The organism is Gordonia sp. BP-119 (assembly GCF_016924115.1).
GTDB classification, from domain to species: domain Bacteria; phylum Actinomycetota; class Actinomycetes; order Mycobacteriales; family Mycobacteriaceae; genus Gordonia; species Gordonia hongkongensis.
On sequence record NZ_JAFFZF010000024.1, the window covers coordinates 14,232 to 29,909 of the forward strand.

General features: G+C 69.4%; 14 protein-coding genes. 11 read left to right on the top strand and 3 right to left on the bottom strand.

What is annotated here, in order from left to right; translation table 11 throughout:
* Window positions 1-2 precede the first annotated feature (2 nt).
* Window positions 3-617, bottom strand: a complete 615-nt coding sequence (locus JW364_RS14650; RefSeq protein WP_068970598.1) for a TetR/AcrR family transcriptional regulator — start codon at window positions 615-617, stop codon at window positions 3-5.
* Window positions 618-704: 87 nt separating this feature from the next.
* On the opposite strand from JW364_RS14650, the gene JW364_RS14655 reads away from it, so the two are divergent.
* Window positions 705-1,958, top strand: coding sequence for an MFS transporter (locus JW364_RS14655; protein WP_058251333.1), 1,254 nt, complete (start codon window positions 705-707; stop codon window positions 1,956-1,958).
* A gap of 1 nt (window position 1,959) precedes the next feature.
* Here JW364_RS14655 and JW364_RS14660 read toward each other — a convergent pair whose 3' ends face one another.
* Window positions 1,960-2,586 (bottom strand): TetR/AcrR family transcriptional regulator, encoded by a 627-nt coding sequence (locus JW364_RS14660; protein ID WP_058251334.1) that lies wholly within the window; start codon window positions 2,584-2,586, stop codon window positions 1,960-1,962.
* A gap of 209 nt (window positions 2,587-2,795) precedes the next feature.
* On the opposite strand from JW364_RS14660, the gene JW364_RS14665 reads away from it, so the two are divergent.
* The 4 genes from JW364_RS14665 (at window position 2,796) to JW364_RS14680 (ending at window position 6,331) form a co-directional block, all read left to right on the top strand.
* Window positions 2,796-3,989 (top strand): acyl-CoA dehydrogenase family protein, encoded by a 1,194-nt coding sequence (locus JW364_RS14665; RefSeq protein ID WP_058251335.1) that lies wholly within the window; start codon window positions 2,796-2,798, stop codon window positions 3,987-3,989.
* 41 nt (window positions 3,990-4,030) lie between these two features.
* Complete coding sequence (locus JW364_RS14670) at window positions 4,031-5,143, top strand: acyl-CoA dehydrogenase family protein (RefSeq protein WP_058251336.1); 1,113 nt, start codon at window positions 4,031-4,033, stop codon at window positions 5,141-5,143.
* 142 nt (window positions 5,144-5,285) lie between these two features.
* On the top strand, window positions 5,286-5,771 hold the full coding sequence (locus JW364_RS14675) for a DUF350 domain-containing protein (RefSeq protein WP_058251337.1): 486 nt from the start codon (window positions 5,286-5,288) through the stop codon (window positions 5,769-5,771).
* A gap of 101 nt (window positions 5,772-5,872) precedes the next feature.
* Window positions 5,873-6,331: an SRPBCC family protein gene (locus JW364_RS14680; RefSeq protein WP_058251338.1), complete on the top strand. Its 459-nt coding sequence runs from the start codon at window positions 5,873-5,875 to the stop codon at window positions 6,329-6,331.
* A gap of 275 nt (window positions 6,332-6,606) precedes the next feature.
* On the opposite strand, the gene JW364_RS14685 is transcribed toward JW364_RS14680, so the two are convergent.
* Complete coding sequence (locus JW364_RS14685; RefSeq protein WP_065630114.1) at window positions 6,607-7,407, bottom strand: HAD-IIA family hydrolase; 801 nt, start codon at window positions 7,405-7,407, stop codon at window positions 6,607-6,609.
* Between the two features lie 99 nt (window positions 7,408-7,506).
* On the opposite strand from JW364_RS14685, the gene glp reads away from it, so the two are divergent.
* The 6 genes from glp (at window position 7,507) to JW364_RS14715 (ending at window position 15,675) form a co-directional block, all read left to right on the top strand.
* Window positions 7,507-8,748, top strand: coding sequence for a gephyrin-like molybdotransferase Glp (glp, locus tag JW364_RS14690; RefSeq protein WP_058251429.1), 1,242 nt, complete (start codon window positions 7,507-7,509; stop codon window positions 8,746-8,748).
* A gap of 104 nt (window positions 8,749-8,852) precedes the next feature.
* Entirely contained in the window at window positions 8,853-9,584 is a 732-nt protein-coding gene (locus JW364_RS14695; RefSeq protein ID WP_058251340.1) for a phosphatidylserine decarboxylase, read from the top strand.
* Between the two features lie 26 nt (window positions 9,585-9,610).
* The gene (locus JW364_RS14700) at window positions 9,611-10,657 is read left to right on the top strand and encodes a phosphatidylcholine/phosphatidylserine synthase (protein ID WP_223258885.1); all 1,047 of its coding nucleotides are present in this window, start codon (window positions 9,611-9,613) and stop codon (window positions 10,655-10,657) included.
* On the top strand, window positions 10,654-12,948 hold the full coding sequence (locus tag JW364_RS14705; RefSeq protein ID WP_068970678.1) for an AAA family ATPase: 2,295 nt from the start codon (window positions 10,654-10,656) through the stop codon (window positions 12,946-12,948). Before JW364_RS14700 ends, JW364_RS14705 begins: the two co-directional genes overlap by 4 nt.
* Before the next feature lie 193 nt (window positions 12,949-13,141).
* Window positions 13,142-14,821, top strand: a complete 1,680-nt coding sequence (locus tag JW364_RS14710) for an MDR family MFS transporter (protein WP_068970677.1) — start codon at window positions 13,142-13,144, stop codon at window positions 14,819-14,821.
* The gene (locus JW364_RS14715) at window positions 14,818-15,675 is read left to right on the top strand and encodes a universal stress protein (protein ID WP_068970676.1); all 858 of its coding nucleotides are present in this window, start codon (window positions 14,818-14,820) and stop codon (window positions 15,673-15,675) included. Before JW364_RS14710 ends, JW364_RS14715 begins: the two co-directional genes overlap by 4 nt.
* Window positions 15,676-15,678: the final 3 nt, after the last annotated feature.

A 15,678-nucleotide genomic window follows, 5' to 3' on the forward strand; every position in this document is an offset into this window, starting at 1 on the left:
GCCTACCTTCTCGGCGCAGCTCCGATCATCGACAAGACGTCATCGACCAGGCCGGCGGCATGATCGGCGTCGAGCTCGAGTCCGAAGACCGCATGGTGATACAGCGGGGCGATCACGTGGTCGAGCACCTGTCGGACCGACGGCGTGGGTTCGCCGCGGTCCCGCGCCCGCGCGATCATCTGTTCGGCGTGCCCACGCCGGATCTCCCAGCAGGGGCAGACCTCGACGATGTCCTCGCGCGCGGCGACCATGGCCCGAAGGTAGGCGCGGCGCTTCGGGCGTGCGATGTCGGCGGCGATGATCTGCGCCCACTCGGACAGGTCCTCGGCGAGAGTGCCGGTGTCGGGCAGGGGTTCGCCCTGCGTCAACGCCGCAACGGCGACCTCCCCGAGAAGCGCGTCGATCGTTCCCCAGCGTCGATAGATGCTGGTCGGATTCACCCCGGCGAGTTCGGCGACCTCGGGGATCGTCATCGTCTCGCGGCGTCCGGCCCCGACGAGCTGACCGACTGCCGTGTAGACCGCCGATTGCACGCGCGCGCTACGACCACCTGGACGACGGGTCGGCGAGGCGGGAGCACCAGAAATCGGGCTGTCGGGGGTGCGGGCCGTCGTCATGGAAGCCATTATTGCAAAGCTGATTGCTTTTGGAACGCAGTCCGGGCTAGTTTCTGAATGCAAACCTGTTTGCTTTAAGGAGACCTCGTGGCGCCACTGCACCCACATCGCGCGTTCTGGCTGATCGCGGCGACGTACATGATGGTCCTGTTCGCGTCCGCGGCACCGTCGCCGCTGTACCCCGTGTATCAGGAACTGTGGGGATTCTCCGCGCTCACACTGACGCTCGTGTTCGCGGTGTACGTGGTGACCATGCTGGTGAGCCTCCTGACGGTCGGGTCTCTGTCCGATCATGTCGGCCGGCGGCCTGTCCTCGCCGTCGCGCTCGTCCTGCTCATCGCGAGCATGGTGCTGTTCGTCGTAGCCGAGGACGTCGGCACCCTACTCGCCGCGCGCGCCCTGCAAGGCCTGGCCACCGGCGCGGCGATGGGCACCTTGACCGCGACGACGGTCGATCTGCAGCCCTCGGCCCGTGCCGGATCGACGATCGTCGGCGCAGCCCCGGCGGTCGGCCTGGCGAGCGGCGTCGCCGTGGCCGGGGTGCTCGTCGAGTACGCACCCGCACCCCGCGTGCTGATCTACGAGATCATCCTCGGCCTGTTCGCCGCACTGCTGATCGCACTTCTCGTCGTCCCGGAGACCCGCGAGCGAATCGGCTTCGATTCTCGACGGCACCTGGCCGGCACGCTCGCGCCGCAGGTGCGCGTGCCTCGCGAGGTCCGCACGGTGTTCCTGGCGTCAGTTCCCGCGCTCGTCGCCACCTGGTCGCTCGGCGGCCTGTATCTCTCGCTCGGGTCGTCGGTGGTCTCCCGTGTGTTCGGTGTGGGCAACCACGGCGCGGCGGGCGCGATCCTGTTCGTCTTCTTCGCCTGCGCGGCCGTCACGTCCCTGTTCATCACCGATCGCTCGTCGACGATCAAGGCTGCGTACGGATTTCCCGCACTCGCCGCCGGCGTGGTGATCTCACTGGCCGGGGTCCTCATCGAATCCCTGCCCTTCTACATCGTCGGTTCGATCGTGGCCGGCTCGGGCTGGGCCGCCACCTTCCTCTCCGCGATGGACAACATCACCGCCGCGACACCTCCCGCGATGCGCGGTCAGGTCTTCTCGTCGGTGTTCGTGGCGAGCTACCTCGCATTCAGCGTCCCGGCCGTGATCGCCGGGATCGTCGTCTCGCACATCGGTTTGCGCGACACCATCATCGGCTACGTCGGTTACGTTCTCGCGATGGTGATGATTGCGGCGGTATTCGCGGTGACAGTGCGCCGCCGGGCAGCATCCGCAGCCCGGAACGCAGTCGAAGTCTCTCCGTCGCAACCGGAACCGGCATGCAGGGGCTGAGTCACCCGCCGACGGGCGGTCGCCATCCCACCATCCGCGTGGCCAGCTCCGCGTAGAAGCCCCCCATCTCCTCGGGCGAGAGTGACCCCCCGTCGCGATACCAGCGCGCGACATCGATCCCCATGGACAGCATCGCGTTGGTGGTGGCGAGCGAGTCAGCGACATCGAAGTCCCCGCATGCGATCCCGGCTTCGATGATCTCGCGCACCCGTCTGGTGATCTCGCGACGCATGGCCATCACCGTGTCCAGATGGTCGGGCGCGAGGGCGTTGAGTTCGTAGTTCACCACCCGACCCCCCACGTGCTCGCGCGCGTGGTGCTCGGTGAAGGCGTGGAAGATCGCCCGCAGCCGGTCGCCGGGGGACGCCGACGGATCGTCGGCGTCGTCGATCGCCGCGAGAATCGCGCGATGCCCGGCGTCGGAGATCTCGAACAGCAGCTCCTCCTTGGAGCGGAAGTGCACGTAGACCGCCGCCGAACTCATCTGCGCGCCGTTGGCGATGTCTCTCGTGGTCGTCCCGTTGAACCCCTTGGCGGCGAACGCCTCGACGGCGGCGCGCAGGAGCCGGGCCCGGGCGGCCACGGGCCGGACTTCGGGCGTCGGATCGGCAGACGGGCCCACGGTCACCTTCTCGGAACGGTCGGACTGGTCATCGCGACGAGCCCGTGATTGACAGCATCCAGCCCGCGCGGCATAGTGCAACCTATCACTAAGCAAGCGCTTAGTCATTCGTGGCTCGGTTGGGTTTCCCCAGCTTGGGTGCACACGGCAGAGGTCCCCAGTTCGACCACACCGCCCGGGGTACGGACACCCTCGACAGGAGTAGAGAAGAACCCATGCAGCTGAAATTCAGTCCTGAAGAAGAGGCCTTCCGCGAGGAGTTGCGCAGCATCTTCGCCAAGGTCCCCGAAGACGTCCGCAAGCGGTGCGAAGAGGGCAAGCTCCAGTACCCCGAGGACCTCGTCACCACGACGCGCATCCTCAACGAGCACGGTGTGGCCACCCCCAGCTGGCCGGTGGAGCACGGCGGCAAGGACTGGACCCCGATCCAGCATCACATCTACCGCGAGGAGATGAGCCTCGCGTTCGTCCCCGACATGCTGCCGTTCAACGTCGGCATGATCGGCCCGGTCATCGCCCAGTTCGGTTCCGACGAGATGAAGGAACGCTTCCTGGCCAAGACCGCCAACCTCGACATCTGGTGGTGCCAGGGCTTCTCCGAGCCAGAGGCCGGCTCCGACCTCGCCTCGCTGAAGACCCGCGCGGTCCGCGACGGCGACGACTACGTGATCAACGGACAGAAGACCTGGACCACACTCGGACAGTTCGCCGACTGGATCTTCTGCCTCGCGCGTACCAACCCCGATGTCAAGAAGCAGGCCGGCATCAGCATGTTCCTGTTCCCGATGGACACGCCGGGCGTCGAGATCCGCCCGATCCAGCTCATCGACGGCAGCTACGAGGTCAACGAGGTCTTCTTCAACGACGTCCGCGTGCCCGCCGAGAACATGGTCGGCGAGGAGAACAGCGGCTGGACCCAGGCGAAGTTCCTGCTCGGCAACGAGCGCAACGGCATCGCCCGCGTCGGTTACACCAAGGCCAAGCTCGCCCGCGCCAAGGAACTCGCCAAGCAGACCCGGACCGCCAAGGGCACCCTCCTCGACGATCCGCTGTTCGCCGCCCGCCTGGCCGAGGTCGAGAACGAACTGCTCGCCCTCGAGCTCACCCAGCTGCGCGTCGCCGCCTCGTCGGCCGACGGCAAGCCGAACCCGGCATCGTCGCTGCTCAAGCTGACCGGCAGCCAGTTGCAGCAGGCCGCCATGGAACTCCTCGCCGACATCGCGGGCCCCGACTCGCTCCCGGTCGCCCAGCTCGACGCCTCGGCTCCGAATGGCAGCGCCGAGGTGAGCGCCCCCGAATGGGCCCAGCTCGCCGCCCCGACCTACCTCAACTACCGCAAGGTCACGATCTACGGCGGGTCGTCGGAGGTCCAGCGCCAGATCATCGACAAGGCTGTCCTCGGCCTCTGAGCGCCGACCCCGCACCTTTCGACCTTTCACTAAGGAACACCATGGATTTCGAGCTTTCCGAAGAGCAGGGGATGCTGCGCGACACCGTTCGCGAGGTCCTCACCAAGACCTACGACGTCGAGACGCTGCGCAAGGTCACCGACACCGATCTCGGCTGGAGCGAGAAGGTGTGGAAGTCGCTGGCCGAGATCGGCATCCTCGGCCTCACCTTCCCGGAGGACGAGGGCGGCATGGACGCCGGCCCCGTCGAATTCACCAGTGTCATGACCGAACTCGGCCGCGCACTGGCACCTGAGCCCTACCTCGACTCGGTCCTCGTCCCCGGCTCGCTCCTCGGCCTCGCCGACGACGCGACCCGCGCCGAGCTGCGGACCGCGCTGGCGTCGGGCGAACTGCTGATGGCCTTCGCCCACACCGAGCCGGGCGACCGCTGGCCGGAGGCGCGGGTGGAGACCACCGCGTCGGCCGACGGCGTCCTCAAAGGCACCAAGAGCCTTGTCGGACATGGCGATTGCGCTGCGAAGCTGATCGTGTCGGCGCGCGACGACAACGGCGTCGGCCTCTACCTCGTCGACGCCGATGCCCAGGGCATCACCCGGACGCCGTACCGGACGCACGACCGCCGTCGCGGCGCGCAGATCGAGTTCAGCGACGTCAAGGCGACGCGACTGGGCACCGGCGACGCGTCGCAGACCATCGCCGACGCCGAGGTCGGCATCCAGACCGCACTGTGCGCCGAGGCCGTCGGCGCGATGGAGCGGAGCCTGGACCTGACCGTCGAATACCTCAAGTCGCGCAAGCAGTTCGGCGTCACGCTGTCGGCCTTCCAGGCACTGACCCACCGTGCCGCCGACATGTACGTCCAGCTCGAACTCGCTCGCAGCCTGAGCCTCTACGCGACGTCGGCGCTGGCGGATGGGATCGCCGATCCCATCATCGCGTCGCGGGCCAAGCTGCAGATCTGCCGCTCGGCGCGCCTGATCGGTCAGGAAGCGATCCAGATGCACGGCGGTATCGGTATGACCGCCGAGTACCCGATCGCCCATTACGTGAGCCGTCTGACGGCGATCAGCCACACCCTGGGCGACGCGTCGGACCATGTGACCCGCCTGGCGGAGAACATCGACACCTACGACATGCTCAGCGTCGGCTGATACCGGCTACTGTCCTTCAGCGAAGGCCCTGCGCGTTCTCGCGCGCAGGCCTTCGCTGAAGTCCTTTCGGGCGGCAGCCCGCTCGAGGTGTTGCAGTCGGGCGGCAGCCCGCTGATGTCGATGCGAGGCGAGAGGGAGCCGGATGGAACTGCTGCGGGACAACCTGGCCGCGGGGGCATCGTTCAGCCTGGTGGGGATCGCCGTGCTCGTCCTCGGCTTCGCCGCCCTCGACCTGGTGACACCGGGCCGGCTGCGGCAGCTGGTGTGGATCGAGCACAACCGCAACGCGGTGCTGCTGACCACATCGATGGTCATCGGCCTCGCGATCGTGCTGGTCTGTTCGGTCATCGACACCGAACTCCTGGAACTGTGGCGCGCGCTGCTCTACACCGTCGCGTACACGGTCTTGGCGATCGCGGTGATGATGTGGTCGTTCGTGCTGATCGACTGGCTCACACCCGGGAAGCTCGGCACGCTGCTCTTCGACGGCGCGCCGCGCAGTGACGAGACCCCCGACGACGCCGTGACCACCGGCCGCCGGGCCGCCGACGAACACCCCGCCGGGTGGATCACCGCCGCCGTCTTCCTGGCCATCGGTGCCGTCATCGGGATCACCCTGCTGGTCTGAGTTCGGCGCGACATCGCTGGTCCACGCGTTTTCCGGGGTTGACTCGGGCACCCGAACATGCTTATTGACCCTCGGCCAACAAGCACATAGGGTGAGCGACCATGACCGCAGCACTCATCGAGGAATCCATCGACATCGACGCCACGCCCGAACAGGTGTGGTCGGTGATCTCCGATCTGAAGCGCATGGGCGAGTGGAGCCCCCAGTGCAAGAAGATGATCATCCGCGGCGGCACCGTCGGGTTGGGGACCAAGACCATCAACATCAACCGCCGGGGCCCGCTGGTGTGGCCGACCACCTCCAAGGTCGTCCGGTTCACCCCGAACCAGGAACTCGGCTTCCGGGTCGCGGAGAACCACACCATCTGGAGCTACACCATCACCCCGAAGGACGCCGGGGTCACGGTCACCGAGCGGCGCGAGGTCAACGGGTCGACCACCAAGGTGTCGTCGGTACTCGTCGACAAGCTCTTCGGCGGCGCCGAGTCGTTCGAAGAGGAGCTCAAGCTCGGGATGGCCGAGACGCTGGGCAAGATCAAGCGCGCCGCCGAGTCCAACTGACCCTTCGAGACGCTCGCAAGCTCGCTCCTCAGGGAGCGGGGAGACGCTCGCAAGCTCGCTCCTCAGGGAGCGGGGAGACGCTCGCAAGCTCGCTCCTCAGGGAGCGGAGAGACGCTCGCCCCTCTGCTCCCTGAGGTGCGAGGAGCGCAAGCGACGAGCCACGAAGGGCCTGGTGAGGCAGCTTGCGAGCCCGTTCGTGGCTCGCTTCGCTCGCACCTCAGGGAGCAGAGTTGTGGACGCTCAGGTCCCGCTGAGCTTGCCGATGAGCTCGGCGATCAGGTTCCGCCGAGCTTGCCGATGAGCTCGGGGAGATCGGCGACCGAGTCGATGATGTGGTCGGGGTAGGGCCCGAACTCGTCACGCTGCAGCGCATGCAGCGCCTCCTCGCGGAACTTGCCGGTGCGGACCAGCACGCCGATCAGCGCCGCCGCCTGGGCACCGAGAACGTCATTGTGCATGTCGTCGCCGACCATCACCACCTGGGTCGGCTCCAGACCGAGGACCTCGGTGGCCGCCCGGAAACCGACCGGCGAGGGCTTGCCGATCGCCTTGATCTTTGCGCCCGAAGCCTTTTCGAGACCCTCGAGGTACACCCCGGTGTCGATGCTCAAGCCGTCCGCCGTCGACCAGGTCATGGACCGGTGCATCGCGATCACCGGAATCCCGTCGAGCATCATCTCCAGGACCTTGGACAGCGTGGCGTGCGTGAAGACCGAACCGGCACCGCCGAGTACCACCACCTCGGCCGACGCCGGGTCGTCGGTCAACTCCACGCCGGTCATGTCCTCGGCGATCGGGCCCTGGTTGAGCACCCACACGCGCTTGCCCGGATAGGTGGCGGCGACGTGTTCGGCGGTCAGCTTGGCGGCCGACAGGATCTCGTCCGGCTTCACCTCGAAACCGCATTCGTTGAGCGCCTCGGCGATCTCGCCACGCGAGCGGGACGTCGTGTTGGTCAAGAACATCCGCGGGATGCCCTGGTCGGCGAGATCGGCGATCGCCTCGACCGCGCCGGGCAGCGCCTGCCACGAGGTGACCATCACCCCGTCGATGTCGAACAGCAGACCCAGCGCCATGCGCACGAATGTAGTCCTCGCCCAGCGGCGTCGCAGGACGGCCCGGTCACCTGCCGGGACGACGCCATGGTCTCCGTCGACACCTGGCATGCTGAGCGGATGCGTACCGTCGTAGAGCATCAGCGCATCGTCGCGGCGTTGTTCGGCCCCGCCGAACCGTCGGAGGTCGCCGTGCCGGAATCGCTCGGCTTCGCCACGTTCACCGACGTGGACGCCCCGCTGTCGCTGCCCGGCTTCGACAACTCCGCGATGGACGGATTCGCGGTCCGCGCAGACGATCTCGCGGACGCGAGCGCCGACGAGCCGGTCACCCTGCCGGTCGCCGCGGACATCCCCGCCGGCCGTACCGACGACCTCACTCTCGAGCCGGGCACCGCGCACCGCATCATGACCGGCGCCCCGATGCCCGCGGGCGCCGACGCGGTCGTCCCGGTCGAACTGACCGACGCCGTGGTGGGCCCGGTGGCCGCGGCGCCGACCGTCACGTTCACCGCAGCACCCGAGCGCGGCAGGCACATCCGGCGCGGCGGCTCCGACATCGAGGCCGGCACCCGGGCGCTGCCGGCCGGCACGGTGATCGGCGCACCGCAGATCGGCCTGCTCGCCGCACTGGGCCTCGCCGAGATCACCGTCGCCCGGCGGCTGCGGGTCGTCGTGCTGTCCACCGGTTCTGAACTCGTCGAACCCGGAAAACCGTTGCGCCACGGGCAGATCTACGAGTCGAACGGCGCGATGCTGACCGCCGCGGTCATCGAGGCCGGCGCGGCCGGCCGTCACCTGCACTTCGTGCCCGACAACACCGCGGACTTCGCCGCGCGGCTCGACGAGGTCGCCGACGACGCCGATCTGATCATCACCTCGGGCGGTGTCAGCGCCGGCGCCTTCGAGGTGGTCAAGGACGCACTGTCGGCGACCGGGACCGTCGAGTTCGTGAAGGTTGCGATGCAGCCGGGCATGCCCCAGGGGTGCGGCCACTTCCCCTCCTCCCGCGGCCGGCGCGTGCCGATCATCACGCTGCCGGGAAATCCCGTCAGTGCACTCGTGTCCTTCGAGGTCTTCATCCGGCCCGCGCTGCGGGCCGCGATGGCACTGCCCGCCGACCGGGAACGAATCCGAGCTCGTCTCGGTGCCGACATCCGCTCACCCCGCGGCAAACGACAGTTCCTGCGGGGCGTGCTCGACGCCGGGCCTCGCGACGGGGTGGTCGGGGTGGACCCGATCGGCCCGCCGGCGTCCCATCACCTGCGCTACCTCGCCGAGGCCGACGCGCTCATCGACGTCCCCGCCGACGTCGAGGCGGTCGAGGCGGGCACCCTGGTGGACGTGCTGGTCCTGCGCTGACGACGAGGTCTCCGGGCGCGGCGCTCTAGAGTGGACGCCGATGCACCCGGCGATGCGGTGCGCACCATTTATCCGGCCTGGACACAGGCCAGAGGAGGTTGATCGTGGCCCGACGTCCGCGTCCGGACGGCTCCGGTGACACCGGCCGTGTCGCCCATTTTCTCGATCTGGCCCGAGAGACCATCCCTCCGATCCATCCGGCGGGTGTGCCGTTCGTCGCCGCGCCTGCAGCCGTCGCGCTCCTCGGGCGTCGACACCGCTGGATCGCCCGACCGGCCACGCTGACCGCCGCCGCGTGCGCAGCCTTCTTCCGGCATCCGAAGCGGGTCACCCCGACCGAACCCGGCGTGGTGGTCGCCCCCGCGGACGGGACCATCGCCCTGGTCGACGAGGCTGTCCCGCCCGCCGAGTCCGGCCTGGGCACACAGCCGCTGCCCCGGGTCTCGACCTTCCTGTCGATCTTCGACGTCCACGTGCAGCGCGTGCCGATCGCGGGCACGGTGACCACTGTGACCCACACGCCCGGCGCGTTCGTCTCCGCCGACCTCCCCGAGGCCAGCCGCGACAACGAGCGCACCACGATGACCATCCGCACCACCGCCGCAGGCGGCACGCCCGGCCCTGAGCTGGCGGTCGTGCAGATCGCCGGTCTCGTCGCCCGTCGGATCGTGTGCGAGCCGTCGGTCGGGGACTCGCTGACGATCGGCGAGACCTACGGGCTCATCCGATTCGGATCGCGCGTCGACGTCTACTTCCCGGCCGGCACCCGGCCCCGCGTCTCGGTCGGCCAGCGCGCGGTCGGCGGCGAGACCCCGTTCGCGTACCTGGATCAGTGAACTCCGGCCCGGTGAACCCGACCGACATGACCTCACCCGGCACGAACCCCGGCCGGCGACGCCCCGGCTCGCGCACCGCGCGCAACCCGACCGCGCGCTCGGCCAGCCGGCACGCACAGACACATCCGGTTCCGCGGGAGCCGGAGCGCCGGCGTCTGCGGCGCCAGGCACAGGCCAGCCGCATCGTCATCCCGTCGTCGCTGACGATCCTCGCGATCTGCGCGGGCCTGACGGCCATGCGGTCAGCGATCAACGGCGACGTCGACACCGCGATGGCTCTCCTGGTCGCGGCCGCGTTCCTCGACGGCATCGACGGTCGGGTCGCACGCCTGATGGGAGCCACGAGCCGGATCGGCGCCGAGATCGACTCGCTGGCCGACGCGATCAACTTCGGTGTGGTCCCGGCGATGATCATCTACTTCTATTTCATCGACGGGCATGACCTCGGCTGGGTGCTCGCGCTGATCTACTGCTGCGCCATCGTCCTGCGCCTCGCGAGGTTCAACACCCTGCTCGACGACGACGAGGCACCCGCGTACACCAAGGATTTCTTCGTCGGTGTCCCCGCGCCCGCCGCGGCGATCTGCGCGCTCCTGCCCATCGGGCTGGAACAACAGTTCGGCGACGGGTGGTGGACGTCGCTGCCGGCCGTCGGCGGGTGGCTGATCTTCGTCGCCTTCCTGGCCGTAAGTCGCGTCCCGACGTCCTCGCTGAAGACCGCATCGATCCCGGCTCGCGCGGTGACCGGCCTGCTGGTGCTGGTCGCCGCGGCCGCGGCACTGTTGGTGACCTTCCCGTACGTGCTGATGATGATCGCCATCGCCGGATACGTCCTGCACATCCCGTACGCGTGGCGCGCGCGCCGCTGGGTCGCCTCCCGGCCCGAGCACTGGGACGACAAACCGGCCGAGCGTCGTGCACAGCGCCGGGCGCTGCGGGCCACGTCACCTGGTGGCCGTCGTCGCAGGCCTGTCATCAACTCGCTGGGACGCCTGGGCCTGAACCGCCCCACCGGCCAAGGCGTCCCCGCGGCACGCACGACCGGCGAGACGACCGAAAGCGAGCCCGAATGACCACGCCCGCCTCCCTCACGCTGACCGCGCGTCACAACCCATCAGCGGCCGAGGCGCGACGCGGCATCATTCGGGTGCATCCCGAGGTGCTGACCGCATTGTCGCTGCGTGAATGGGACGCGGTGTCCATCACCGGCGCACGGGTCACGGCGGCCGTGGTGGCCGCGACCGAAGCCTCAGCGCCTACGGGTGTCGCTCTCCTCGACGAGATCGCGTTCTCCAACGCCGGTGTCCGGGAGAACTCGGCGGTCGTCCTCGCGCCGGTCGAGGTGCAGGGCGCGAGCCGGGTGGTGGTGAGCGGTTCGGCGCTGGCCACCCAGTCGATCACCGAATCGACGCTGCGGCGCGCACTGCTAGGCAAGGTCCTGTCCGTCGGTGACGCCGTGTCGCTCCTCCCCCGCGACCTCGGTCCCGAGCTCGCCGCCACCGAGGCCACGCGTGCGCTGGCCAGGTCGGTCGGGATCACCTGGACCACCGAGTTGCTCACCGTCACGGCAACCGAGCCCGGCCCGCCGGCGGGTGGCCGGGTGTCGGCGCCGGTCAGCGTGCAGACCAACACCGCCGTGCTGTGGTCGACCACCGCGGGCGAGGTGGCACCGCTGGGCGATCGGACCGGTCCCGGTTCACCCCGGATCCCCGGCGCCCTCGGCATGGTGTCGGAGTCCGACTCCCGCCCGCGGCCGGCCGCCGCGCCCAGCCCGGTCCGCGAGCCCGCCCGGGAGCCCGAGATCCCGGTCCGGCCGGTGTCGGAGCTGGTCGGCGTCGACTCCCAGATCACCAAGCTCACCGAGTGGCTCACCATCACCCTCGACGAGCCGGAGGTGCTGCGCACCCTCGGTGCGACACCGCGTCTCGGCGTCCTGGTCACCGGCCCGGCCGGCGGCGGCAAGGCGACCTTCGTCCGTTCGGTGTGCGCGTCGCGCACGCTGGTGACCATCGACGGCCCGACGGTCGGCGCGACGGAGGCCAACACCCGCCTGCGGACGGTCGCCGACGCGGTGGCCCGCACCCGGGCGGCCGCCGGGGTCCTGCTGATCACCGACGTCGACGCGCTGTTACCCGCCGAACCCGAACCCGTCGCCGCACTGATCCTCGACGAACTGCGTTCCGGCATCGTCGACGGCCGCATCGCACTCATCGCGACCACCGCCGAACCGGTACGCCTCGACGCCCGGTTGCGCGACCCGTCGCTCTGCGACCGGGAACTGGTCATCGGCCTCCCCGACGCCGCGACCCGGGCGCGGTTGCTCTCGGCGATCCTGTCGAACGTCCCGACCGACGGCGACCTCGACCTCACGTCGGTCGCCTCGCGCACCCCCGGTTTCGTCGCCGGGGATCTCGCCGCGCTGGCCCGCGAGGCCGCACTGCGCGCCGCGACGCGTGCGAGTGCCGAGAAGTCCGCGCCGTCGCTGCGCACCGAGGATCTCGTCGGCGCCCTCGACGTCATCCGGCCGGTGTCCCGCTCGGATTCCCCCGAAGTCGCGCTTGGCTCGATCACCCTCGCCGACGTCGGCGACATGGTCGAGACGAAACAGGCTCTGACCGAAGCGGTCCTGTGGCCGCTGCAACACCCCGACACCTTCGCCCGGCTCGGCGTCGACCCGCCGCGTGGGGTGCTGCTGTTCGGCCCGCCGGGCTGCGGCAAGACCTTCGTCGTCCGCGCGCTCGCGGCGTCGGGTCAGCTGTCGGTGCACACGGTCAAGGGCGCCGAGCTGATGGACAAGTGGGTCGGGTCGTCGGAGAAGGCGGTGCGGGATCTGTTCGCCCGTGCCCGCGAGTCGGCGCCCTCGCTGATCTTCCTCGACGAGGTCGACGCGCTGGCACCGCGCCGCGGTCAGTCCACCGACTCCGGTGTCGGCGACCGGGTGGTCGCCGCGCTGCTGACCGAACTGGACGGCGTCGAACCGCTCCAGGACGTCGTGGTGCTCGGTGCGACGAACCGACCCGACCTCATCGACCCGGCGCTGCTGCGGCCCGGGCGACTGGAACGGCTCGTCTTCGTGCCGCCGCCGGACGCCGACGCCCGCGGCGACATCCTGCGCGCCACCGGGCGCGACGTCCCACTCGACGGAGTCGACCTCGATGAGTTGGCCGGCGACCTCGAGGGCTACTCGGCGGCCGACTGTTCGGCCCTGCTGCGCGAGGCCGCCCTGTCGGCGATGCGCCGGGACATCGACGCCGCCGCGGTGACCGTGGCCGACGTCGAGGAGGCCCGCAAGCGGGTTCGGCCGTCGCTCGATCCCGCGCAGGTCGCCGACCTCAAGGCCTACGCCGAGCGTCGGCTCGACTGAGCACCGCTGCGCTCCCCGCTGCGTCCGGGTGAGTCCCGGAACACACCCGGAATAACCTCCGATAGTTGTTGGTTGCAACCATCACGACTTATAGTTGCATCAATCAACCAATCGGGTGCGCCACCGCGCGCGCCTATTCGCCGCCCGCCCGTCTCCTCGTCGCGGGCAGCTCTCTTTCTCGGAGGTTCGCCATATGAGTGCACCCGCGTCCGCGATGGCGCCGGCCGAAGACGTGCCGATGACGCATCGTCAGAAGATCGAGGCCCTCATCGGCCTCCTGCTCGGCATGTTCGTCGCGTTCCTGTCGTCGACCGTGGTGTCCAACGCCCTGCCGACGATCATCACCGACCTGCATGGCACCCAGGACCAGTACACCTGGGTCATCACCGCGACCCTACTCGCGTCCACCGCGACCACGCCCATCTGGGGCAAGTTCGCCGACCTGGTCAGCAAGAAACTCCTGGTGCAGGGCGCGCTGTTCCTGTTCACCCTGGGTTCGGTCCTCGCCGGGCTCTCCACCTCGGTCGACATGCTGATCGGCTTCCGCGTCATCCAGGGTCTGGGCCTCGGCGGCCTGCAGGCGCTGGTCGTGATCGTCGTCGCGACGATGTTCAGCCCGCGCGAACGCGGCCGCTACCAGGGCCCGATGGCCGCGGTGATGTCCGTCGCGACCGTCGCCGGTCCGCTCATCGGCGGCGTCATCGTCGACACCAGTTGGCTCGGCTGGCGCTGGACGTTCTACGTCTGCGTCCCGCTCGCCGTCATCGCCCTTCTCGTCATCCAGCGCACGCTGAACGTCCCGGTGGTCCGCAAGAAGGTCAGCATCGACTACCTCGGTGCCGCCCTCATCGCCTCGGGCGTCAGCACCCTGCTCATCTGGGTGACGCTGGCCGGTAAGAACTTCGACTGGGCCTCGCTGACCTCGTACGGTCTCGTCGCACTCGGTGTCGTGCTCCTCGCCCTGGCGATCTTCGTCGAGTCGAAGGTCTCCAGCCCGATCATCCCGCTGCACATCTTCCGCGACCGCACCACCACCCTGGCCACCCTCGCCAGCGTCGGCGTCGGCGTCGCGCTGTTCGGCGGTGCGGTCTTCCTCGGCCAGTACTTCCAGATCGCACGTGGCTACTCCCCCACCGCGGCCGGCCTGCTGACGCTGCCGATGGTCATCGGTTCGATGCTGTCGGCGACCGTGTCGGGCAACCTGATCACCCGGTACGGGCGGTGGAAGCGATTCCTCGTGGCCGGTGCCGCGATGATGACGATCGGCTTCGGACTGCTCGCGACCATCGACGCACACACGGACATGGTCGTGGTCGGCGTGTTCCTCTTCATCCTGGGCTGCGGCATGGGCATGACGATGCAGAACCTCGTGCTGGCGGTACAGAACAACGTCAGCCCGGACAACCTCGGTGCGGCGACCTCGACGGTCACCTTCTTCCGCTCACTCGGCGGCGCCGCGGGTGTGTCGGTGCTCGGCGCGGTCCTGTCCAACCACGTCACCGACCTCATCGCGAAGGGGCTCGGCGCGCTGGGCATCGGCGCCGGTGCGTCGAGCGGCGGCAGTGCCGGGCTGGCGAACCTGAACGAACTGCCCGCCCCGATCGCGGCCATCGTGCGCGGCGCGTACGGCGACGGCACCGCCCGGGTGTTCCTGGTCGCGGCGGTCATGGCGGCCCTGAGCTTCATCGCCATCGCGTTCATCAAGGAGGTTGCGCTGAAGACGATGAGCAGCGACGAGGAGCGCCGCGCGCAGGAGGCGGCGGTCGCCGACGTCGCCGTGCCCGCAGCCGTGGCACCGGCGGCGGTCGGTCCCGTCGCGGACGACGCCATCGCCGGCGAGACGCGGACGGGCGACGCCACCCGCGCCCGATGAACACCATCGCCGTCGGGGTCGATCTGAGTCCCGAATCCGAGGCGGCCGCTCACTGGGCGGCCGCTTCGGCCCGCGACAGGGACCGCCTGCTACTGATCCACGGATTCGCGGCAGCCGTTGCGCTGCAACCACTCAGCGAGTTCGAACTCGACTTCGACGTCACCGCCACGCGGCAGGCAGCGGCCGCCCACCTGACCGCGCTGGCCGGCCGTCTCGGCACCCGGCGTCCGGGCCTGCGCATCGAGACCGTCGTCGAACACGACTTCGCGATACCCCTGCTCACCAGGCTGTCGGGTCAGGTCGATCTGATGGTCCTCGGCCATCATCGACCCGGCCTCATCGAACGCCTCACCACCGGGAGCATCAGCTCCGCGCTCTCGGCCCGGTCGCGATGCCCGGTCGTGACGGTTCCGTACGGCAACCTCGCGACGGGCGGTCCGGTCGTCGCGGCCATCGATGCCGACGCCCCGTCCGACCTCGCGCTGTCGACCGCCTTCGAGTACGCCGATGCCACCGGCAACCCCGTGGCGATCGTGTGCGCGATCCCCGACGACGCCCCGCCCGCTCGGATCGAAGCGCTGTACGCGCGAGCCGACGCGCTGCTCGACCCCTGGCGCCGACGCTTCCCCGACCGCGACACGACGCTGCAGTTGGTGAACGGCAACCCGTCGAGGGCCGTCGGCGAGGCGGTTCCGCAGGCCTCGCTTCTGGTCGTGACCCGCCCCCGGGCCGGGAGCACCTTCACCGCCTGGGCGGGCTCGGTGGCACGCGCAGCGCAGCATCACACGCGGTGCCCGATAGCGATCGTGGACCACGGCCGCCCCGATCGGTACGACCGTCGATCGACAGGCTAGGGG